Here is a 21279-nt window from a genome sequence, read left to right on the forward strand (position 1 = left end):
ATATTTCTGACACAGAGGTTTTGATGCAAATACTCGCCGATCAAATCATGGAGCGCGCCTCGACGCTGCCGGAAGGCGCGCCGATCGTCGCCAAGTCGCTGCTGCACCTGGGCAGCCGCGCAGCGGTGGACCAGGCCCTGTCGCGGCTGGTTCGCCGGGGTCGGCTCCTGCGCGCCGGTCGGGGCGTCTACATGCGTCCGCTGGAAAGCCGCTTCGGCTCCCGCACACCGTCCGTCGAGAAGGTGGTGCGCGCCGTCAGCGAACAGCGCGGCGAGGTCGTCGCCTCCAATGGCGCGGCGGCGGCCAACGCCCTGGGCCTGACCACTCAGGTGCCGATCCGCTTGGTCTATCTGACCAACGGGAAGAGCCGCACCTTCAGCGTCGGTAAGCAGACGGTGGAGTTCCAGCACGCGCCCGCATGGCAGCTGCTCCTGGCCGATCGTCCCGCTGGCGAGGCGGTTCGCGCCCTGGCCTGGCTCGGGCCGGAGAAGGCCGGAACCGCGCTCGAAACCCTGAAGCGCAAGCTGGGGCCTTCGGCGTTCAGGGAACTGGTCTCGGTCGGTCCGCGTCTGCCGACGTGGCTGGCGCGTTCGGTGAGCCAGGCGGCGCATGTCTGACGTCTTCCTGCAGCTGTCCGCCGAGGACCGGATCGAGGCGCTTGCGGCGGCGGCGGCCGAGTCCGGCCGTCCCGCGCATTTGCTGGAGAAGGACGTCTGGGTCGTGTGGGCGCTTCGGGCCCTGTTCGAGGCGCCGCTGGGCGAGGCGCTGGTCTTCAAGGGCGGCACGTCTCTGTCCAAGGCCTATGACGTCATCCAGCGCTTCTCCGAAGACATCGACCTGACCTATGATATCCGCCGCCTCCTTCCGGACCTGGCCGACGCGCCCGAAGACCCCGTGCCGGAGACGCGCGCCGAGGAGCGGCGTTGGTCCCGCGACGTTCAGCGGCTGTTGCCGATCTGGGTCGAGGTCCAGGTCCGGCCGATGCTGGAGTCGCGCATGGCCGCCGACGGCCTCGCGGCCGAGGTCCGGATCGAGGGGGCCAAGGCCTTCGTGGACTACGCCCCGACCAGTACAGGCACAGGCTATGTTTCCCCCAGCGTGATGCTTGAATTCGGCGCGCGCGCGACCGGCGAGCCGAGCGCGCCGCGTTCGGTGCTCTGCGATGCGGCCGCCCATCTGCCGGGGGTGGAGTTCCCGACGGCCACGCCGCGCGTGATGGCCGCCGAGCGGACCTTCTGGGAGAAGGCCACCGCCGCCCACGTCTATTGCGCCCAGGGCCGTTTGCGCGGGGACCGCTTCTCGCGTCACTGGTATGACCTGGCCCGCCTGGACGCCGCCGGTTTCGCCGGGACGGCGATCGCCGATCGCGCGGTGGCCGAGGCGGTCGCGCGGCACAAGACGATGTTCTTCCGAGAGACCGCCGACGGGGCGGAGGTCGACTACGGTCGGGCGGTCGGGGGCGGCCTTCAGTTGAAGCCGGAAGCCGCGTCCCTGGAGGCCTTGGGCGAGGACTATCGCCGGATGGTCGAGGACGGTCTGCTCGAGGCGGACGCCGAACAGTTCGAGGACTTGATGGAGACCTGTGCGGATCTCGCCCGGCGCGCCAACGCCGCGGCGGCGGTCTGACGATGACCTACGCCGCCATCGAGCAGGAGGCGATCCTGCTGAAGGCGGTCTGGGACATGATCGACGACATGGTCAATCTGGAGATCTTCCAGTATCCGGTAACCTCCCGGCCGACCAATCTGGTGTTCGCGTCCGGCTCGCATAAGCGAGTCTTCGCAGTCCTTCTGGCCGACTTTCTGGCCCAGCCGAAACCCTCGGCCCTGCCGTTCGCCTTCGCGCCATCCGGTCAGCCTCCGCGCGAAACCGACCGGACCTATCTCTTCTATCTCGAGGCCATCGGCCGCCAGCCGCAACTCGGTCCCGACCCCTCGGGGCTGGCGTCGGCGGCTTCAGCCTTCGCTGACTGGCTGAACGCCGAATGCCACTGCCCGGCCGTCTGGCTTTCCGAACTGGATCTGTCTCTCGACCTGCGGGTCTCGCGGATCTGGCTTCTGAAGGTGGTCGGCGACGCCAACAAGCACAATTTCTCGCGGCTGGACGCGCGGGTGAAACAGATCCGCAAGATGCTCGCCCGGCACGGCCATGACGTCGATGAGGGCAGGGTCTATCGCACCCTTCCGGACTTCCAGCACTGGTTCTACACGGACGTCTTTTCCTATCACGCCAGCACCATCGCGGAGTTCCTGGACCAGATCCGGCGAGCCCTGTTCGACTATCTGTCGCCGGAGTACGCGCGGGCCTGGCAGCGCGGCGATCGGTTCGACGGCGACTACAGCTTCGACGTCCCGACGGAGATTCGCGATCCCCTGGCGCTCGGGATGTACTGGGACCTGATGAACCTGAAGCGGGGCGGCCTGGCGTTTCCGGCCTTCACGGTCTCGCCCTACCTGAAGAACCGGTTCTAGACAGGGCGCCGCTAACGCTGCCGCTCGCGTCCGCGCGCCGGTTTGCGTTCCGTCGGGCGTGGGCGGCCCGCGCGCGCCCAAGCGGCCTCGAGCAGGCGCGTCTGGATCGCGGCGTCAGGGACCAGGCGCGCCACCACGATGGCGGCCTTCGCCAAACGCTCGCCGAGCGCGTCGTGCGCCTTCGCGGCTTCGGCGTCTCGCCGGGGGGACAGACGGTCTAGGCCGGCGGCTTGGCGATCCCGCGCTCGCGGCCGGTGGCCCTGCACCTCGATTCCTAGGGCCTGGGCTTGGATCCAGACCTCGCGCCGGAAGGCCGGGTCGCCGGACACCCGAATCCGCTCCCAGCCGCGGTGGCGGGCGATCTTGAGCATGTCGATGATCGCATCCGGATAGGCCTGGCTGGAGACGAGCGACTTCCCACGGTCGCGGAACATCGGCTCGGCCGCGCGATGATCGCGGAAGAAGCGCTCCGGCCGGCCGCGGAGGTCGCGCTCGACCAGATAGCGATCAAGCACCGCCTCTGGCACATCGCCCTTGGCGGTCGAACGCCGCGACCCCGTCGGGCCCGGCGCGGGACCGAGGCGGTTGGACGGGGCGGGGTCGGGCGTCTTCACGGCTTCCGCTCCAGGACGGCCGTATCGACGACGCGGTTCAGCCAGGCGCCGACGACGTCTTCATCCGCGCCGGGCGGAGGCGGCGGCAGGCCTTCGGCGGCGAACGTGCGGGCGATGACGTCGAAATCCATGGGATCCTCCTCCGGGACAGGGGGCGATGTCGGCGCGGAGACCGGAGCCAGGTCGGGGGCGGGCCGGAGCCGGCGCTGAAAGACGCGCTCCCGGAAGTAGGCGATCTTCCGGCCCCGCACCGGCGGCAGGCCGGCCTTCAACACGATCAGGGCCGATTGCGGGAGCTGCATCAGCTCCTGGGGCAGCATCAGCGCCCGGCGCTGGTCGGAAACGGTCGTGCTGCGGCGACCGGCGCCCAGTCCCGTCGGCCGGCTGCGACTGCGGCCCTCTGTCGTATAGGCGCCGAGCCGATCGCTGAGTTCCTGGGCGATCTTGAGCTCCTTGGGCGCGAAGACGATCTCGACCCCGCAGTTGGTCATCACCTCCTCGGCCACGTCCGGGCCGTAGATGGCCCTCAGCTGGGACGGGCTCTGCAGCACCGCGAGCAGCCGCAGGCCGTAGCCGGCGACCCAGGCGAAGGCGTGGGCCAGCACCGGCGCGGGCCCGAGGCGGGCGAACTCGTCGAGCACGATCAGGGCGGTTCGGTCGGCGAGGCCGGGGAGGGCGCGGCTGTTCAGGTCCACCAGCTGCTGGAAGAGCAGCGCATAGAGCGGCTGAACCCGCAGCATGTTGTCCGGGGTGGCGCCCAGATAGAGGGTGAGGCGGCCGCCGCGCAGGTCGCGCAGATCGAAATCCGAGGCGGCGGTGGCGGCGTCGACCCGGGGATTGAGCCACAGCCCCATCCGGGTGGTGATCGACTGCCGCACCGACGCGAAGGTGTTCTCGCTGGAGCTGGTGAAGTCGGTGAGCGCCGCCACGACCGGACCAGGCAGGGGGCGACCTTCCCGGTCTCGCATCGCGACGATCCGGGGCAGTCGGGCGCGGGCGTCCCCGGCGGTCAATTGGCGGAAGATTTCGCCCAGGGTGAAGGGCCGTTCGGGCGTGGCCGCGACGTAGCCGCCGACGCCGATGAATCCGGTTCGCGCCGCCTCCGCCCAGAAGGGATCGGCTCGGTCGTGGACCGGGAACAGCATCACCGCCATGCGCTGCAGCTCGTCCAGAACGGATACCGGGTCCGTGCGATCGACATGGCCGAGCGGATTGAACCGCGCCGTGCGGCCGTCCCGCGCCAGAGGATCGAACAGATGCACGGTCTGGCCGGCCTCGGCGCGATAGCCCGCCGTGGCGAGGAAGTTCTCGCGCTTGATGTCCAGCACGACCACGGAGTCCGGCCAGGCAAGGAGGTTGGGGATGACGACACCCACGCCCTTGCCGGTGCGGGTGGGGGCATAGAGCATGACGTGCTCGGGCCCGTCGGCGATGAGGAAGCCGCCGTCGGCACGCCCCAGGACGATGCCGCGGTCGGACCGCAGTCCCGCGCGTCGCTGTTCCGATCCCGAGGCCCAGCGGGCGGCGCCGTGCAGGGGTCGGCGCCGGGAGATCAGGGTCGCCGCGACGAGGATCCCTCCGAGGAGAGCCGAGACCGAGACCCCGACGGTCAGCCAGCGCCGCACCTCGGGATCCTGGCGATAGTACCAGAACCAGCCGGGGACGCGGGCGGGATCGATGGCGCCGGAGAACTGGCCCAGGCCGACGAGGGCGATGAGGGCGGCGAGAACGGCCAGCAGGGTCACGGCGGCCAGGCTGCCGACGGCGACCGCCGCCGCCCTAGCGCCCGGGCTGGCGCTTGCGAACCGGGTCATGCCAGACCTCCGTCACGCGGAAGCGCCCATCGACCTTCTTCATCTGGATGACGACGTCGACGAGCAGATGCAGCAGGGCGCGAATGTCCTCGCGCGGCAGGTCGCGTCCGCCTTCGGATTCCCGCACCAGCAGGGTGAGCTGTTCGAAGGCCAGGGCGGCCGAATCCGCATGCACCGTGGTGATCGATCCCGGGTGCCCCGAGTTGACGTTGCGCAGATAGAAGAAGGCCGTGCCGTCGCGGAGCTCCTGCAGCAGGATGCGGTCCGGCCGCATGCGCAGGGCGCTTTCCAGAAGCTGTTTCGGGCCGATCCGGGCCAGGCCCTGACCGTCCTTGGAATAGACCAGATGGACGACGTTGCGATGCGGCACGACGAACTCGCGGGTGTCCTCGATGGTCAGCAGGCGCTCATGGTCCGGGATCAGCTCGATCAACCCCTTGGCCAGGGTCGTCTTGCCGGACCCCGTTGCGCCGGAGATCAGGATGTTGCGTCGGGCGCTGACCGCTAGGGTCAGAAAGCCGGGCCAGTCGCCGGCCTGCCGCAGACGCACCAGTTCGGCGTCGATGAGATCTGTCGTCTCCGTCTGGGCGTCGGCGACCTCATCGAAGAGACCGGCCGCCGCGAACTCCTTCAATCCCAGACGTCGCCGCGACGGCTTTCTCAGGGTCAGGGACAGGCCGCCGTCCGCAGCCACGGGCGGCAGGACGATCTGGCAGCGCACGTCGCCGGGCAGGGTGGTCGAACAGATCGGCTGCTCGGGTCCGACGTCCTGACGGGTGTAGGCCGCGGCCGCCACCGCCAGGGTGCGCAGCCAGGCCTCGGTCAGTTCAGGCGCCTCGGTCCAGCGCCAGGCCCCGTCCGCCTCGACCCCGACCTCGCCGGGCCGGTTGATGACGACTTCGGTCACGGCGGACGGCTCGAGGAGCGGGCGAAGCGGCGCGAGGTAGTGGTCCAGAACGGAGGTGTCGTCCATCAGCGCGGCCGCAGCTGATAGACCCCGGCGAAATCCAGATCCTGGGCGACGAATATCGACACCTCGGAGCCCTGGTCCTTGCGCAGCGTCGGCGGGACCTCGACCGAGCCCTGCAGGGCGACGCTCGCCGCATCGGACGGAACGCGGGCCATGGCGGAGGCGCCGTCGGTCCGGCCGGCGGCGGCGTAGACGCCGTCGTCGACGATCGAGAGCAGCAGGGCGCCGCCGAACCGGTCCCAGAAATGGGTGTCGACCACGCCGTCGAACCCTGACCGCCCCAAAGCGTCGGCTGCCGGGGAGGCCAGGGCGACGGCGACCCCGGTCGGCGTCACCGCCCGGGTCCAGAGTACGAAGAGCCGGCGACGGCCCTGTTGGAGACCGCCTCGGTATTCCCCCAGCACCCGGGTGCCGCGCTCCATCAGCACAACGGCGCCGTTGTCCGACCAGACGTCACGCGGCAGCACGCAGGTCACATAGCCGGGCGTGGTGCTGTCCAAGGCCGTTTGCAGGACGCAGGGCACGCTGGTCCCTGCGGTGACCAGCAGGTTGCGGTCGGGGAGGCGGCCGGCGCGGGTCTGGCCCACGGGCGCCAGTTGCCGCAAGCGATCGAGCGATGTCGGTTCTCCTGGCGGCGTCGGCGTCGGCGTCGGCGGGACCGGCGGCGGGACGGGTTGGCCGCCGGCCCGGCTATAGGCAAGCACGGGTGCGCGCCGGGCGCTTTCGGCCAGGACGCGTCGCTGTTCGGCCGGACTAGGGCCGGAACGGGGCGGGTTTTCAGCCCCGGGGGCGGCGTCGAGCGCTGGGATGACCTCGCCGTCGGTCAAGGTCGGCGCGTTCGGATCGGAGGCGGCCTCGCTCAGCAGAGGCGGCGCGTCGCGGCGGGCGGGCTCGAACGGCGTCGTCTGCCGGGCCGGCTCGTCGCGATGGTCCGCCTCGCGGCCTTCGGCGTCCCCGCGGTCCCAGCTGGCGATCAGGAAGACGCCGCAGCCCACAGCCAGCGCGGCCACGGTGATGACCTTGCCCTGCCGTCCGCCGAACCGCCCGGCGATCGGGGAGACGCCCCGATCGCTGGCCGCGGTGGATGGAGGCGGCGTGTCACCGGGCGGCGTGGGAGCGGGCGCGGTCATGAGCGGCCTCCGATCGGCGCCCGATCGACGGCTGGAGAGGCCGTGCCTGTGCCGACCGAAACGCCGCGGGCGTCATAGGCGTCGTTGAACAGGCACAAGACCGACCGCCCCCGCCGAAGCCGCAGCCCGCGCGTCACGCCGTGGATCACCACGAACTCGCCGCGCACGTCATAGGGAACGAGGCGCTCCGACCCGTCCTCGCCGATCTCGAACACCGCCGGCAGGGACTGCACGCCGGGGAAGCGCAGCACGGTGAAGCGTCCGTTGTCGCTGACCTCGCTCGGCTGCAGGGCGGCGTCGCCCTGCGCCGACCAGGCCAGATTGCGGGTCCCTTCGACCACGCCCCGCTCCAGCTCCAGCCCGATGAGGCGCCGCTCGACGGCCTCGGCCTGAACGGCCAACGCCCGGGCGGCCTCGGCCTCGTCGTCGACCGGGTAGCGGAACCGGAGCTGATAGGCGATCGCCGTCCGGTCGCCGGGCTCGCGGGCGACCAGTTCGAAGGCGTAGTGGCGGATCGCGCCGGCGCGCTCGGTGACGACCAGAAGATTGGTCGCCTGATGGCGTTCGCGCGGCTTGAGGAATAGCACCGACCCTTCCGCGGCCACCTCCCAGGCGACGCTGTCGCCGATGGCGGCATGGCGGATGGTTTCCTCCGGCGAGAACGCGATCTGGGTCGCCGTCCGAAACGCTCCCGTGACCCGGTAGACGGCCGCCGGATCATAGGCGAGCTCGCGGATGCGAGGATCCAGAGAGGCCTGCGCCGCGACGGGCGACGCGAGGGCGAGGCCGGCGGCCAGGGATAGGAGAGAAAAAGGGCGTCTCATCGGATGACCTCCGGATCGGCGCGATAGGACGTCACCTGGAAGCCGAGGGGGTTTCTCAGCCGGTCCGGTTCTGACATCGGCGCGCGGGTGTAGGTGAAGGCGATGGTGGCGATCCAGTCGCTCTCCACCGTCTGCTGGGCCTTGCGGACCGTGCGGTGGAAGCGGACGTTGGCGACGCCGTCGTTGATGAAGCCGATGGCGCGGATCGAGATGACGGCCTCGCCGTCGCGGCCGTAGAGGTTCTGCGGGCTGTCGGGATTGGAGCCGCGGAACAGATCGGCCCAGCGCCGCTGCTCGGCTGGGGCGGACAGGATGGAGACAAGCCGGAAGGACTCTTCGGCGGCGGGGTCGAGATAGCCCTCGCGCTGGCGCACATACTGGCCGAGGAAGTATTTGCTGACGGCCTCGTCGTAGCGGATCGGGCCCTCCTCGGCCGAGAGGCCGCGCACGACATCGACCGCGCCAGTCGTCCGGTCCACGCGGATGACGAAGGGCTCGGTGGATTTCAGCGGCGTCAGCATCGCCACCGCGCCGGTCGCGATCACCGCCAGACCCGTGGCGACGGCGGCGGCCGACCAGGCCAGGCGGCGCGACCGTAGCGCCGAGGCGAGACGGTCTTGGTCCCAGCGCCGCGCCTCGGTGAAATAGCGCTTCAGCTCCGAGGAGGGGACGCCGCTCATGCGCAGCCTCCCGTTCCGGCGTCGGGGCCGGCATCGACGGCGGCCTCGGCCGGTCGGGGTTCGACCCGGGGCGCGAGCACCGAGCCATGGGGATTGGCCGGTCGCCGGGCGGAGCCGTCGCAGGTCGGCAGGGCGGGATCGCCCCGGTGGGCGCAAGCGCCCAGCAGCATCAGGACGGCGAGCAGGAGGGAGCGGTGGGTCATGTCAGGCGCCTCTCGGTCGGATGGAGCCGCCGCCCCTGGGCGGTTGGCGGCTGGCTTCTTGCGGACCCTGGGTGCGGCTTGAACCGCTCCCGCCCAGGGCCGCGGCGTTGGCGAAGTCGGCGAGGCCGGCGCTGGCGCCGCCCGCAATGCCGGCGGCGATGGCCGGGGTCTGCAGGAAGAAGATCGCCCCCAGCAGGCACAGGGCGATGAAGATCAGACCGCCGATCATCGGGTCGGCCCCCTGGATCGCGCCCCACTGGTCGCGCACGAGCGACAGGACGAGCTGGAAGATGACGATGATCAGGGCGAACAGGACGAGGTAATTCACGGCCTGGCTGAGCCAGCCGAAGAAGAAGCGGCGGGTCGCGTCGAACAGGGCGCAGGCGATGAAAATGGGGCCGAGGGTGACGAGCAGCGCCAAGGCCAGTTTGGCGACCAGCACCACGCCGAAGCCGAGGGCGGCCGCCAGGGCGCCGACGATGAAGACGGCGGCCGAGACCACATAGGGGCCAGGGTTAAACGGGGAAGCGTCGCGGGAGATGTCTTCGCCCAGCCAAGCCGCATAGGCGAAGAACTGGTCGAACGCGGCGCCGACGCTGGGCGTGTCCGCACCGCTGACCGCCCGGGTCAGGGCGTTGGGCAGGCCGGTGAACAGCGGTTCGGTGACGAAGGTGGAATAGGCGGCCGTGGTCGCCAGCAGATAGAGGAAGGCCAGCTTCAGCGAGCGGACCGCGAAGTCCATCACCGGTTCGCTGATCGCACCCCGCAGAATGGCGACGCCGTAGAGCACGACATAGAGGACCAGGGCGATGCGCAGCGGCCCTTCGACCTCGGCGATCACCGAGGACAGACGGTCGCCGAGGAAGACGTTGAGCCGTTCGTCGATGAAGTCGTAGCTGGGCTCGAAGACGCGAAAGCTCATCGTCGGGATCCTCAGAAGGCTCGCTCATAGACGCGCATCCGCGCCTGCCGACGCGCTGCGGCCAGGCCCTGACGCGCCGCTTCGCATTCGTCGTTAGTGCGGCCGGCGTCGCATGCCGCCACGACCGCTTCGGCCGCGTCGGGATCGGCGGCGAAGTCTTCAGCGGTCCGGTCGGTCGCCCCGCAGCCGACGAGGCCGAGGGCGACGAGCAGCGCGGACCGTTTCACCGGAACGCCCTTTCATAGACGCCCATGCGCGCCGTCCGGGCGGCTTCGGCGCGCTCGCGGGCGCGCTGCTCCTCCAGCCGCGCCTCGGCCGCCTGGGTCAGGGCGAGACCCTGCAGCCGGACCTGTTCGTTCTGGATCAGGGCCTGTTCGGCCGCGAGGCGGGCTTCGAGATCCAGGACGGCGCGGGCGTTGGGCGCGGTGTCGAGGGCGGACCGGAGCGTCTCCAGACCCTGCAGACGCCGGTCCGCGGCGCCGGCCACCGCCTCGCCGACGGCGAGGTCCCGCGCGGTGCGGGTGCCGGCGCGTTCGAGGCTGTCTCGGTAATAGGCCTCCGCCGGATCGAGGTCGCCCTCCGGCGGCGTGTAAAGCCGGGTGTCGCGGCGGATGGCGTCGGCGCGGTCGGCAAGGTCCCCGAGTGCGGTCAGGTCGCCGTCAGCCGCCGCGCGCAGTGCGCTCATGTCCGGCAGCGGATTGCGGACCGCCGGCAGGCCGAGCTCGCTGGCGAGGGCGTTGACGCCGGACAGGTCGTTCAGGCTCTCGAACAGCTGCCGGCCCTGTTCGACCTGGGTCTGCAGCGCCCTCAGCTGGTCCAGCGTCGTGCGCGCCTCCTCGATCATCTGGGCCAAGGCCCGGGGGTCGTGGACGATCTGTTGGGCCTGGACCGTCGGGGCGACGGCGAGGACGAGGGCGGCGGCCGCCGCGGCGAAGGGGATGCGGGCTCTCACAGGAACCTCCTCTGGTCATGGAAGGGATCGCGCCAGCGCGCGTAGTCGTCGCCGAACTCGGCGCGCAGCCGGTCGAGCAGGGCGGTGGTCTCGGTGCGGCCGGACAGGATCGACAGGGCGTCGTCCATGCCGCCCAGGTCCAGCTCCACCACAACACTGTCGTGGCCCTGCTTGACCAGGAATCGATGCGACTCCGGAGTGAGGACCTCGCGGACGAGGCGGAACTCCTCCTGGGTCAGGCCGAAGCCTTCGACATAGTCGCGCGCCTGACCGTGGGCGTTGGGCAGGAAGATCTTGGTCGCGCACTGCTCGAGGATGGCGTGGGCGATCGGAGAGCGCAGGGCGTCGGCCGGCGACTGGGTGCCGAACACCATGAAGGCGTTCTGCTTGCGCCAGGTCTTGAGCCCGTCCTGGGCGAGATCGGTGAAGGCCGGGTCGCCCAGCACCTTCCAGAATTCGTCAATGTCGAGGACCAGGCGGCGACCGTCCACCCGCTCGGCGATGCGATGGAAAAGGTACAGCATCGCCGGCGTGCGGACCTCGTCGTGATCGAGCACTTGGGTGATGTCGAAGCCGGCGAAGCGGGCCTCCAGACTGAGCGCGTCCTCGTCGTTGTCGAGCACCCAGCCGAGCGGGCCGCCCCTTTGCCAGCGCTCCAGCCGAGCGCCCACGCCGCCGGCGTCGCCCTGACCGAGGAGGCTGCGCAGGGCGGCGATGGAACGACGCTCGCGCGGCAAGGCCTCCAGGGCGGCGACGCCCTGATCGATGGCCCGGGCCTCCGGCACGGTCAGGGTCTCGTTCGGGCGGGCGACCAGGGCCCGGACGAGCCGGACCAGGAAGGCGCGGTTGGCGGGGCTGGGGTCGAGCGCCTTGAATGGGGCGAAGCCGGTCGGCTCGCCATTGCGCAGGGCGAGGTAGGTCCCGCCGCAGGCGCGGACGAAGATCTCGGCGCCCCGGTCCTTGTCGATGAACAGCTGCTGGGCGTCGAACCGCTCCAGCTGCGCCAGCATGAAGTTCTGGACCACGGTCTTGCCCGATCCGGACGGTCCGCAGATGAAGGTGTGGCCGAGATCGCCGACATGGAAGTTGAACCAGAAGGGCGAACCGGCCGTGGTGCGGAGCACCGCGACGGCCTCGCCCCAGTGGGCGCCGCGGGTCTTGCCAACGGGATGGGCGTGGAACGGCGCCAGGGCCGCGAAATTGCGCGAGGTGATGGCGGCGGGCCGGGTGCGGCGGGCGAAGGCTCCGGGGAACTGGGACCAGAAGGCGGCTTCCAGGCCGAGATCCTCGCGCGCCACGACGAGGCCGGAGTCCGCAAGGATGGCGCGGGCCTTGGACAGGTGGTCGGCCAATGCGGTCGGGGTGTCCCCATGGACGAGGATCGAGGCCTGGTGCTCGCCCATGACGAAGCGGTTGCTGACGAGATCGTCGAGCGCGTCCGACAGGCCGGTGATCTGCGAGGCCGCGCGGTCCCGCGCGGAGACCATCTGGTTCTGCTTGCGCTCCATCACGGCGCGGGCCGAGGCCTTGGACAGGAAGGCGAAGGACTGGCTGATCACGAAGCCGAACCGGACGCTCAGCAGTTCGTCCCACAGCCCGGGCCGGGTCGTCGCCGGATACTCCTTGATGGCCAGGACGCCGGCGTATCGCGCATCGGCCGCGTCCCGCAGCTCGAGGGTCTCGCGACCGAAGATGGCCCGCACGGTGTAGACCGCCGAGCCAAGGTGGCCGAACACGATCGGGACCGGCGACCGGCGTCCGGTCAAGACGAGCCGCATGACTTCCATCGGCTCGGAGAACCACAGGCCGTCGCGTTCATAGAGACCGAGCCGGCACGGCGCGTATCGCCCGAGGTACTGGGCCAGATCGCGCCCGGCCTCCTCGATGCGCCGGATATGGGCGACCTCGACCTCGCCGTCGCTGCGGCGCGCCGCCTTCAGGCGTTTCGAAAGCGCCGCGGCCCGGTCGCCAGCGTCGCGACCCGGATGCAGGACGAGGGTGACGAACAGCTCGTTGATCCAGAGCTGCCGGCCCGCGACCCGATCGTCGTAGAGGGCGCCGAGTTCTCCGGCGAAGGTCGATCGAAAGCCGGAGGACCTCTCCAGGTCGACCGGACGGCGGACCACATGATGCCAGACCGCCAGGCGGTCATCGGCGAGATTGCGCCAGGCCTGGTTGAGCTTGACGTGCCAGTCGTTGAGATCCCGTGCGTCAGCGGTCTCGAAGCTGGCCCCGTCGATCTGGAACACCATCATCAGGGCGCCGCTGTCGAGCGCCACCACATGGTCCGAGACATGGCGGGCGTAGGGCAGATGCGGGCGGGCGTCGGCCTCGCGTCGTAGCCGCGCCGGAGGAACGCCGCCCTCAGCCACGGGACAGCTCCACCAGACGATAGCGGCGAACCAGGGGAAGGGGCGTCGCCGAACTTCCGCCCCAGAGGGCCGCATTCCGCGACCGGCCCTTGGTGTCGACATAGACGAAGAGGAGCCGGAAGGCGTTGTGGTCCGCCCGGCAGATCGCCCGGAACACCAGGTGCAGCGCCGGGGCGACGAGCAGATAGAGCAGGCTGCCTCCGACGAGGAAGACGACGCCCGAGACGATGACGTTGACCCCCATGGCCTCCATGGGCACGCCGAGGATCATGGCCGGCCGCGTGCAGGCCAGGAACAGCGGATCCTCGGTCAGGCGTTCGTCAGCCATGATGACCTCCGGCGGACAGACGGGACAGGATCAGGGCGAGGACGAGCCCCGAGGCGAGGCCGGCCAGGACTTGGGCGAACCGCTTGGGCGAGATCAGCTTCAGGCCGAGCATCAGGCACAGGGCCAGGACGATCGAGGCCGAAACGATCGCCAGCCAGGGCGCAGGCGCGTCCATCACGCACCGCCGGTGATCAGGTTGACGATCTCGGCCGCGCCGAAGACCACGACGATGCCGAGCACGACGATCGCCGCCCGCCGCAGGTCGAACAGGCCGAACATCCACAGGATGCCGACGACCACGACCGCCAGCACGGCCAGCAGTCGGGCCGTGTTGCCGGTGAGCATGTCGACGACGTTCTGCAGCAGGCCTTCGACATTGGCCGAGGCGAACGCCGGCTGGACGAGGACGAGGCTGGCGGCGAGGGCGATGGCGCCGGCGGCGCCGGCCTTTCGGACGGTCGCGGATGCGGTCATCTCAGAACTCCGTGTCTGGGGCAGCGGTGAAGGTGAGGACGGCGCTAGCTTGAGCCCGCCCGAAGACGTCCCAGGCGGCCGGGGGCTGCGTCGGGGTCGGCGGTGCGGATAGGTCGTCCGCGACGGGTCGAAGGGGGGCGAGCGGCAGAACGCCAAGGGTCGCGGCGGCCGCCTCGACGCGGGCGACGTAACCGTTGCGGAAACCCCGCTCCGGATGGCCGGTGTTGTATCGGGACAGCGCGACCCTCAGGGTCGTCTGGCGATCGACGCCCTCGGCGGGGCGATAGCCCGCGCGCAGGACGACGCCGGCGGCGGCGAGGTTGCGGCAGGGGTCGAACGCCGCCTCCACGGACAGGCCGAGCCAGTCCAGGTTGTCGCTGTTGATCTGGGCGACGCCGAGATCGAGGTTCGCGCCCCGCGCCAGCAGTCCGTGGGCGATGCGCGCGGCGTCGGCGGCGTCGCGCGCTGGACGGGCCGGGCGGGGACCTCGATTGACGCCGATCGCGATCGGGTTGAACCGGCTCTCCGCATAGGCGATGGCCGCCAGGGTTTCCGGGGCCACCTGCGGCGCGCAGGCCTGGGAGAGGGCGAGGATCAGATTGAGGTCCAGCAAGACGGGCTCCAGCGTGAGCCCCAAGCAAACCCGATCGGGAGCGGGACCGGCGACCCGCGAGCTCCCCGCCGGAGATCTACGGTAGGAAGATCCGGGGTTCAGGCGGTCGCTGGACCGCAGCGAGGCGGGCGACAGCCTGGATGCGGGTGCGGACGCCGAGGAGGCGACAGGCGGCCATGAGATGCTCATCGACCGTTCGGGGCGACAGGCCGAGACGATCGCCGATCCGGGCGGAGGTCAGACCGAGGGCCGCCAGGTCCAGACATTCCCGCTGGCGATCCGAAAGGCGGTCGCAGGGTGAAGCGGTCGGGGCGGAGGGATGAGGGGTGAGGACGTTCATGCCCGAATCCAACCGCGCAACCGACCCCGTGCACCAGTCCGGGAGTTTCGGACCGCAAGTCTACGACCGTGGCGAGGGCCGTTATGCGCCGTCGCCGGTCCCATCTTCCCGGGCGGGGGCCATCAACCGTCCCCGGCGCTGTTCAAGCCAGGCCTCGGCCTCGGCGTCGCGTCGGACGGATTGATCGGCCAGGTCCTTCAGGCTCTTGGTGAAGGCGTTGATGATGGTGCGGGCGTCCAGATCGCCGATGGCGTCCCCGGCTTCTTCGTCGAACTCCTGCAGCGCCACGGCGAGGATGGTCGCCAATTTGTTGTCGGCGCACCGCAAGGCGAAAGCGGGCGACCCCAGAGCGAGGGCGGCAAGTATCCCGTGCGGATCGCTGTCGGTGACCTCCGCGAAGCGGTGAATGCGCTCGATGTTGATCCGACCGGCGCCGGACTCGAAATGCTCATAGGACCGCAGCGCCATGTTCATGCCCTGGGCGACGTCCGCGGCCCGCATCCGCCGATGAGACCGGATCAGGCGCAGGCTGGAGGAGAGCACCGCGTTCGCCGTCTGGGTGTGCCGGGCGTCCATGTCTCCTGTTACTCCCTCGCCTCCGGCGCCACGCGACTACCAAGCGAGTGCACCCCTACAGGTTGAAAAATGCCTCAGCGATGCGTCAAATGAAAGCCTAGAAAGATCAACAGCATAAAAGCTACGGGTGTGACGCAACTTTCTTGCGGACAACAGTATAGGAGGCGTTGCATGACCCGATCGCCCCGAAGCCTGCCGGTCGTCGCTTTGCGTTGTGGGCTGGTTTGGAGGCGGCCGTGAGGCAGCGCGATCCCTTCGGCCTGGCGCTCGCCAGCCTGCGCGCCGCGCTTGAGGACGGCCTGGCCCCCGGACAGCATCTGTCCGTGGTGGATATCGCCGCGTCGCTCGGCCTGAGCACCAGCCCGGTCCGCGAAGCCCTGTCCCGCCTGTGCGGCGAGGGCCTCGTCGAGGATCGCCGCGGTCTGGGCTATTTCACCCGCGCCGCCCCCTTGGAGGATGTTCTGGGGCTGCTCGATCTGGAGGCCGCTCATGTCGGTCTTGCGGCGCTCTACACCCGGGTCGCCCAGCCCCGCGACGCCACGGACGCGTCCGTCGAGGCGTGGATCGACGACCTGGTCGACGCCTGCGACAACCAACCCCTGATCGAGAGCCTCGTTCGCGTGCGCCGTCGCCTGGCGCCGCTCAGACGCCTGAACGGCCCGACCGAAGCGGCCGCCGGCCCCGCGCCGGCGAGCAAGGTCGAGGCCTATTATGCGCGCTGGCGGATCGCCGCGACGGGTCTCGCATCCCGTGTTCGACGGATCGATCCAGATCAGTCGAAGTATACGCGAAATATAGTTTGAATCGATTTGCTTCCCGGCGTTGATGGTTCGTCGTCGACGTTTTGTCGACCTTCAAAACAGGAGACGATCATGACCAAAAGCACCTCGCGCCTCGTGCGCCTCGGGTCCGCCCGCACCCTGACCCGCGCGGTCTCGCGCGGCGAATTCGACGAGCTGAATCCGGTGCTGAAGTACACCATTCCGCCCAGCGAATGACCGGACGGGCCGCTTCGGCGGCCCGGACGTCCGGGCCCGGCCTCGCCCCGGACGCCGCGACCAGAGGCAATCCTGACACAGGAGAGGGATCGATGAAGATCCAGAACGAGACGCGCGTCCTGCGTCTGGGAGCCGCCCGTCGGCTGACCCGGGCGATCCTGATGGGACCGTTCACCGAACTGAACCCGGCCCGTCACTGGACGATGCCGCCGGAATGAAACCAAAGGGGCCGCCCGGTTCCGGACGGCCCCGCCGGGTCCCGCCGCAGGGCGGACCGGGCAAGTTCAGCTACAACAGGGGGAGGTCTGGGAATGGCCGAAGCGCTTCGCGCCGAGGACGGTCACTGCGGCTGGCTCGCCGAGGGCATTCACGCAGTCCGTGTCGGCGACGATCTGGTTCTGCTCGATCTCGCCGCAGACGACTATCTGTGCCTGCCGGAGTGCGGTGATCTCCGGATCGAGGGACGGCGGGCTCTGGGATCGATGAACGATCTTCTTCGCCTGGCCGCCGAGGAATTGCTGCATCCCACGTCGGCGCTGGACGATCGCGCCCCGCCGCCGGCCCTGCCGTCGGCGCGCCTACCGCCCGCGCCGCCGATCCGGCCGACGCTGCGAGATTTCGTTACCTTCGGCGTCATCTGGATCGACGCGGTGCGGCGTCGACCGACGCTTCTTGATCTCAGCCGGCGATACGCCCGGCGTCGCGGTCGCCAGTCTGATCCCGAGGCGCTCGCCGCGCGGGTCGAGGTGTTCCGCCAGTTGCTGCCGCTGGCGCCCTGGACCGGCGCCTGCCTGCTCCAGGCGGAACTGCTGCTGCGCTTCGTCAATGCCGCGGATCTGGACGCGGACTGGGTGTTCGGCGTCCGCACCTTTCCCTTTCTCGCCCATTGCTGGCTGCAGAGCGGCGACCGGTGCGTCAGCGAGGCCCCGGAAACCCTGACCGTCTATCGGCCGATCCTGGTGATCTGAGGTGGCGGCGGACTGCGCGATCATTCTCGTCGGCGACAATCCGGCCGTGCTCGACGCCTTGGTCGCGCCGGTTCGGCAGCGGCTGAGCCGGGCCGGCTGGTCGCGCAAATCGCACGACCCCTTCATCCAGGTGTTCGCTCCGACAGGCGGGCGGCTCCAGGTCGCCCGGGGGCTCGACGGGCACGGGGTGGTGATCGGCGAGATCTACGACCGCGAGGGCCAAGCGTTGTCGCTGCGGGCGCGCGGCGCCCTGGGATGCCGGCGTCTGGACGCGGCGCAGGCCCGCACGGTCTGTTCGGACCATTGGGGGCGATACCTTCTGGTCCGGCGGGTCGAGGGCGACGTCGCCGTGCTCCGTGACCCATCCGGCGCCCTGGACTGCGTCATCTGGCGCAAGGGCGGCGTGACCCTGATCTCGACAACCGCTGCGGCCGTCATCGATCCCTGGCTGCCCGATGGGATGGCGCTGGACTGGGACGCGGTCGCCGTCCTGGTGGGCCGCCCCGGCGAGCACCGGCATCGGCTGGCGCTGACCGGACTGCAGGCCGTCGCCGGCGGCGAGCTGCGGGTGATCGGAAAGGGCGTCAACCGGGCGCAGCAGATCTGGCGGCCCGCAGAGGTGTATCGGGACCGGGCCTCGCGTCCGGCGCCCGATCTCCGAGGGGCGGTGGAACGGTCGGTGCAGGCGCTGGCAGGCGACAGGCGCTGGATCGCCGAGGTCAGCGGCGGATTGGACTCCGCCATCGTGGCGGGCGTCCTGACCGCCGATCAGCGTCGAAGCGTCGCCGCCTGGGTCAACCACTACGTCGACCAGCCGGAGGGCGACGAGCGGGACTATGCCCGGGCGGTCGCGGGACGGCACGGCTTTGCGCTGACGGAAGTCCGTCGCGACGGCCTCAGGCTCGACGCCGTTCGTCTGGCGGCCTGCGCCGAGACCTTCCGGCCGGCGGCCAACGACATCGATCCCGACTACAACGAAGACATCGCCGACCGGATCGAAGCGACGGGCGGCTGGGGCTCGTTAACGGGGCAGGGCGGCGATGCGGTCTTCTTCCAGATGCCCAGCCTGCTGATCGGGCTGGACGAGATCTGGGAGCGGCGAGGTCGCGCGCGGTTGGCGGTCCTGCATCGGCTGTCGCGATGGCTGCGGCGCCCCCTGTGGCCGACGGCGCTGGCCCGGGACTGGCGCGAGGAGGTCCGCCATCGCGCCGGCTGGGACCACCCCTGGCTCGACGATCTGGGCGGCGTCCCGCCGGCCAAGGCCTTGCAGATGTCCGCCCTGGCCTTCTGCCAGACCTTCCAGGGGCCGGCGGTGCGCAGCCGCCTCGGTCCCTGCGTCAATCCGCTGCTCAGCCAGCCGGTGGTGGAGGCGGGGCTGGCCCTGTCGGCGGTCGATCTGACTTGGGGCGGACGCGACCGCGCCGCCGCGCGCGCCGCCTTCGCGGACGTCCTTCCGCCGTCGATCCTGGATCGCCGCTCCAAGGGCGAACTGGGCGCCTACTACGGCGGCGCGGTCGCCGCGCACTTGGGCTTTCTGCGCGACTATCTGCTCGGTGGCGCCCTGGCGGAGGCGGGCTTGATCGATCCCGGCCTGGAGGACCGACTCACCCGGGACGCCCTGCTGTGGCGCGGCGGGCATTCCCAACTGCTCAGTCTGGCGCTGGCGGAGGCCTGGGTGCGTCGCTGGCGGGAACGGCTGGGCCGCCGGATCCCCTGAGATGCCGGTCGAACCAGTCGCGCACCTGATCGTAGTAGAGCCGGATATTCCCCGGGCTCTGAACGCCGTGGTCCTCGCCGATCAGGAGGGTGAGGGCTACCGGGCGGTTCAGACGGTGGAGGGCGCCGTAGAGCTGTTCCGATTGACCGAGCATCAGGTCGTACTCTCCCACCACCAGAAGCGTCGGCGCGGTGATGCGGTCCGCCTGCTCGAACGGACTGTTGCGCCGATACCGGTCGGGTGCGCGCCAATAGGCGTCGCGCATCTCGGCCTGGCCGGATTCCAGCCAGCGGGCGCCGGCCGTCGCGGCGAGCGCATGCCCGCCCTCCAGCCGCAGGGTCGACCCGACGTCCCCGATGACCGTCGAGAAGTTCATCGGCCCGTTCAAGGCCACCACAGCGTCGAAGCGGGGAGACTGGGCCGCGCTCATCACGGCGGACCAGCCGCCGAAGCTCCAGCCCCACAGGCCGATGCGCTCCGCATCGACCAGCCCCTCCGCCGCCGCGGCGTCGACGACCGCCAGGATGCGCTGGGCGAGGCCGTCCGCCGGTTCCGGGGTCGCGAGGAGGTCCGGGATGAGGATGGCGTAGCCCGCCGCGACCATCAGCTGCGGCGCCAGCGACAGGCTGGTGGACTCCCGCCGCATCCACCACGGCGGGGCGGGGTAGGCCTCGCCCTGATAGGGCACCACGATCACGGGCGGCGCCGCTGTCGGGTTCAACGGCGAATAGAGCCAACCGCCCGCGCCGCCGACGCCGGTGACCCGTCGGGGCGCCGCGACCGCGATCCGGTCGAGTTCAGGGTTCAGCCGCCAAACCACCTCCCGGCTATGGCCGCGCTGGAGGCGAAGCGTATTCGGTTCGGCCTCCGGCCCGCTCCGGTCGAGGCCGATCTCCCGGCTCCAGCTGATCGCGGCCCCGGGCCTCGCCGCGACGCACCGGGGCTCGGTCCCGGGATCGGCCCAGATCTGGCACAGTCGCCCGTCGGGACGTTCGATCACCGCGAAGTCCGCCTTGAGAGGACCGCTTTGAGCCCGTAATCCGAAGGGACCGCGCGGGTTCACCGCCGAGGCGGCGGCCCCGAGATCGGCGGACTCGCCGTCTGCGCCGAGGCGGATGACGCGACCGCTGCTGGCGAACAGAACCGAGGAGCGACCCTCGGCGACAAGCCGGGCGTCCGGAGACAGGCCCGGGAGCGGCGCGTCGGCGCCGGCGACGAACCAGCCCTCTCTGGATACGGAGCGGCCCTTGAAGATCGGGGACTCGTCCAGCCAGCCCCCCTCGGCCGTCGCCATGCCCTGGAAGTCGATCGGCGTGGTCGGGTGCGCCCCGACCGGGGTCACGTCCCGCGCTGCGCCGTCCGGAGCGACGGTCAGGAGCCGCGCCGGTCCGTCGCCGATGGCCGCCAAGAGAAGCGCGTCGGAGGCCGGCGACCAGGCGAGCAGGCTCGTTGAGATGTTGCCGGCCTCGGGCGGCTGGATGGCGGCCCCGGTGGTCAGATCGACGATCTCCAGCCCCCGGGCTCGGCGCACCTCGCTCGCGGTGTCGGCGGCGGGCGGCGGCAGGAGGGGACCGTCCCGGAGCAGCGCGGCGTATCGTCCGTCCGGAGAGGCCTCGAGGTCGAGGAAGGGACCGTCGACGATCGCCGCGGCCTCTCCGGTGACGGCGTCGATCCGCCAGAGACGTCGCGCTGGCAAGGCTTCCGGCGGGCCGTCTTCGCCCACCGTGATCGCGGCCGGCGACCCGGCCGTCGCCGCCGCCCGGAGCGCCAGAAGGCGCGCCTGTTCGGCGCGGGGCCCGGCCAGTCTTGGCGGAAGCGCCCCGTCCGCCGTGCCCAGGGCAACGAGGGCGTCGTCGGTTAGCCATTCCAGGGACCGGCCCCACAGGCCGAGCTCCGGCGCCACCTCGGTCCAGACCACATGTCCGGTCGCCAACTCGACGATCCCGAGCCGCCATTCGTCGTTCCGGAGCCGAAACACGGCCAGACGCCGGCCGCCCGGCGAGAAGGCGCCGACGGAATAGCCGGCGTCGTCTTCCATCGCCAGGAGCGGGCGCGGACGGTCGGGGTCGTCGAGGTCGATGCGGTAGAGCCGGGCGTACCGGTTGGCGCCTTCGGCCTCCAGATCATGGCGCGGGAGGTCGCCGCGGGCGCGCCGTTCCTCGAAGACAGCGACCGCGCCGGACGGATCGATCGCGACCCGTCCGAAGCTCTCCAGCCCCAGAATGACATCCACCGTGAGCGGATCCGACCGGGCCGCCGACGGGCACGCCGTCGCGAGCAGGCCCGCGAGGGCGAGAACGACCATGCGCATGG

The 21279-nt window shown here is 70.6% G+C and carries 26 protein-coding genes; 8 read left to right on the plus strand and 18 right to left on the minus strand.

From position 1 onward, the window contains the following. Positions 1-23 precede the first annotated feature (23 nt). From QE389_RS01335 to QE389_RS01345, 3 genes are read left to right on the plus strand one after another with little or no spacing between them, the layout of a single operon-like run. Positions 24-617, plus strand: coding sequence for a DUF6088 family protein (locus QE389_RS01335; RefSeq protein WP_307363920.1), 594 nt, complete (start codon positions 24-26; stop codon positions 615-617). Continuing rightward, complete coding sequence (locus QE389_RS01340; RefSeq protein WP_307363922.1) at positions 610-1626, plus strand: nucleotidyl transferase AbiEii/AbiGii toxin family protein; 1017 nt, start codon at positions 610-612, stop codon at positions 1624-1626. The genes QE389_RS01335 and QE389_RS01340 overlap by 8 nt, the downstream gene beginning before the upstream one ends. Before the next feature lie 2 nt (positions 1627-1628). Then, the gene (locus QE389_RS01345; protein WP_307363925.1) at positions 1629-2471 is read left to right on the plus strand and encodes a hypothetical protein; all 843 of its coding nucleotides are present in this window, start codon (positions 1629-1631) and stop codon (positions 2469-2471) included. An 11-nt stretch (positions 2472-2482) separates the two neighbouring features. On the opposite strand, the gene QE389_RS01350 is transcribed toward QE389_RS01345, so the two are convergent. The 17 genes from QE389_RS01350 to QE389_RS01430 form a co-directional block, all read right to left on the minus strand. Further along, positions 2483-3085 carry an LPD7 domain-containing protein gene (locus tag QE389_RS01350; protein ID WP_307363927.1) on the minus strand — a complete coding sequence of 201 codons (603 nt, stop codon included), beginning with the start codon at positions 3083-3085 and terminating at the stop codon, positions 2483-2485. Beyond that, entirely contained in the window at positions 3082-4899 is a 1818-nt protein-coding gene (locus tag QE389_RS01355) for a type IV secretory system conjugative DNA transfer family protein (RefSeq protein WP_307363929.1), read from the minus strand. Before QE389_RS01355 ends, QE389_RS01350 begins: the two co-directional genes overlap by 4 nt. Continuing rightward, positions 4865-5872 (minus strand): P-type DNA transfer ATPase VirB11, encoded by a 1008-nt coding sequence (virB11, locus tag QE389_RS01360; RefSeq protein ID WP_307363931.1) that lies wholly within the window; start codon positions 5870-5872, stop codon positions 4865-4867. The genes QE389_RS01355 and virB11 overlap by 35 nt, the downstream gene beginning before the upstream one ends. Beyond that, the gene (gene virB10, locus QE389_RS01365) at positions 5872-6999 is read right to left on the minus strand and encodes a type IV secretion system protein VirB10 (protein WP_307363932.1); all 1128 of its coding nucleotides are present in this window, start codon (positions 6997-6999) and stop codon (positions 5872-5874) included. Before virB10 ends, virB11 begins: the two co-directional genes overlap by 1 nt. Continuing rightward, complete coding sequence (locus QE389_RS01370) at positions 6996-7823, minus strand: TrbG/VirB9 family P-type conjugative transfer protein (protein ID WP_307363935.1); 828 nt, start codon at positions 7821-7823, stop codon at positions 6996-6998. The genes virB10 and QE389_RS01370 overlap by 4 nt, the downstream gene beginning before the upstream one ends. Then, the gene (locus QE389_RS01375) at positions 7820-8503 is read right to left on the minus strand and encodes a virB8 family protein (protein WP_307363937.1); all 684 of its coding nucleotides are present in this window, start codon (positions 8501-8503) and stop codon (positions 7820-7822) included. The genes QE389_RS01370 and QE389_RS01375 overlap by 4 nt, the downstream gene beginning before the upstream one ends. Further along, the gene (locus tag QE389_RS01380; RefSeq protein ID WP_307363939.1) at positions 8500-8706 is read right to left on the minus strand and encodes a hypothetical protein; all 207 of its coding nucleotides are present in this window, start codon (positions 8704-8706) and stop codon (positions 8500-8502) included. Before QE389_RS01380 ends, QE389_RS01375 begins: the two co-directional genes overlap by 4 nt. Position 8707: 1 nt before the next feature. Further along, the gene (locus QE389_RS01385; RefSeq protein WP_307363941.1) at positions 8708-9628 is read right to left on the minus strand and encodes a type IV secretion system protein; all 921 of its coding nucleotides are present in this window, start codon (positions 9626-9628) and stop codon (positions 8708-8710) included. 11 nt (positions 9629-9639) lie between these two features. Further along, positions 9640-9855 (minus strand): EexN family lipoprotein, encoded by a 216-nt coding sequence (locus QE389_RS01390; RefSeq protein ID WP_307363943.1) that lies wholly within the window; start codon positions 9853-9855, stop codon positions 9640-9642. Further along, positions 9852-10580, minus strand: coding sequence for a type IV secretion system protein (locus QE389_RS01395; RefSeq protein WP_307363945.1), 729 nt, complete (start codon positions 10578-10580; stop codon positions 9852-9854). The genes QE389_RS01390 and QE389_RS01395 overlap by 4 nt, the downstream gene beginning before the upstream one ends. Next, the gene (locus QE389_RS01400; RefSeq protein WP_307363947.1) at positions 10577-12952 is read right to left on the minus strand and encodes a VirB4 family type IV secretion/conjugal transfer ATPase; all 2376 of its coding nucleotides are present in this window, start codon (positions 12950-12952) and stop codon (positions 10577-10579) included. Before QE389_RS01400 ends, QE389_RS01395 begins: the two co-directional genes overlap by 4 nt. Next, positions 12945-13280, minus strand: a complete 336-nt coding sequence (locus QE389_RS01405) for a type IV secretion system protein VirB3 (protein WP_307363949.1) — start codon at positions 13278-13280, stop codon at positions 12945-12947. Before QE389_RS01405 ends, QE389_RS01400 begins: the two co-directional genes overlap by 8 nt. Beyond that, entirely contained in the window at positions 13273-13455 is a 183-nt protein-coding gene (locus QE389_RS01410) for a hypothetical protein (protein ID WP_307363950.1), read from the minus strand. Before QE389_RS01410 ends, QE389_RS01405 begins: the two co-directional genes overlap by 8 nt. Next, entirely contained in the window at positions 13455-13754 is a 300-nt protein-coding gene (locus tag QE389_RS01415) for a TrbC/VirB2 family protein (protein WP_307363952.1), read from the minus strand. Before QE389_RS01415 ends, QE389_RS01410 begins: the two co-directional genes overlap by 1 nt. Position 13755: 1 nt before the next feature. Continuing rightward, the gene (locus QE389_RS01420; RefSeq protein WP_307363954.1) at positions 13756-14367 is read right to left on the minus strand and encodes a lytic transglycosylase domain-containing protein; all 612 of its coding nucleotides are present in this window, start codon (positions 14365-14367) and stop codon (positions 13756-13758) included. Between the two features lie 76 nt (positions 14368-14443). After that, complete coding sequence (locus QE389_RS01425) at positions 14444-14707, minus strand: helix-turn-helix transcriptional regulator (protein ID WP_307363956.1); 264 nt, start codon at positions 14705-14707, stop codon at positions 14444-14446. 81 nt (positions 14708-14788) lie between these two features. After that, positions 14789-15283 (minus strand): helix-turn-helix transcriptional regulator, encoded by a 495-nt coding sequence (locus QE389_RS01430; protein WP_298123392.1) that lies wholly within the window; start codon positions 15281-15283, stop codon positions 14789-14791. Positions 15284-15519: 236 nt separating this feature from the next. On the opposite strand from QE389_RS01430, the gene QE389_RS01435 reads away from it, so the two are divergent. From QE389_RS01435 to QE389_RS01455, 5 genes are all read left to right on the plus strand, one after another. Then, positions 15520-16086 (plus strand): GntR family transcriptional regulator, encoded by a 567-nt coding sequence (locus QE389_RS01435; RefSeq protein WP_307363959.1) that lies wholly within the window; start codon positions 15520-15522, stop codon positions 16084-16086. 69 nt (positions 16087-16155) lie between these two features. Next, positions 16156-16281: a hypothetical protein gene (locus tag QE389_RS01440; protein ID WP_256371840.1), complete on the plus strand. Its 126-nt coding sequence runs from the start codon at positions 16156-16158 to the stop codon at positions 16279-16281. A gap of 92 nt (positions 16282-16373) precedes the next feature. Beyond that, positions 16374-16499, plus strand: a complete 126-nt coding sequence (locus QE389_RS01445; RefSeq protein ID WP_256371839.1) for a hypothetical protein — start codon at positions 16374-16376, stop codon at positions 16497-16499. A gap of 93 nt (positions 16500-16592) precedes the next feature. Continuing rightward, positions 16593-17249 carry a lasso peptide biosynthesis B2 protein gene (locus tag QE389_RS01450; RefSeq protein WP_307363962.1) on the plus strand — a complete coding sequence of 219 codons (657 nt, stop codon included), beginning with the start codon at positions 16593-16595 and terminating at the stop codon, positions 17247-17249. Position 17250: 1 nt separating this feature from the next. Then, the gene (locus tag QE389_RS01455; protein ID WP_307363963.1) at positions 17251-18966 is read left to right on the plus strand and encodes an asparagine synthase-related protein; all 1716 of its coding nucleotides are present in this window, start codon (positions 17251-17253) and stop codon (positions 18964-18966) included. Here QE389_RS01455 and QE389_RS01460 read toward each other — a convergent pair. After that, the gene (locus tag QE389_RS01460) at positions 18899-21277 is read right to left on the minus strand and encodes a prolyl oligopeptidase family serine peptidase (protein ID WP_307363965.1); all 2379 of its coding nucleotides are present in this window, start codon (positions 21275-21277) and stop codon (positions 18899-18901) included. The two genes, QE389_RS01455 and QE389_RS01460, sit on opposite strands and share 68 nt — an antisense overlap. Positions 21278-21279 lie beyond the last annotated feature (2 nt).

The organism is Brevundimonas sp. SORGH_AS_0993, assembly GCF_030818545.1.
GTDB lineage: Bacteria > Pseudomonadota > Alphaproteobacteria > Caulobacterales > Caulobacteraceae > Brevundimonas.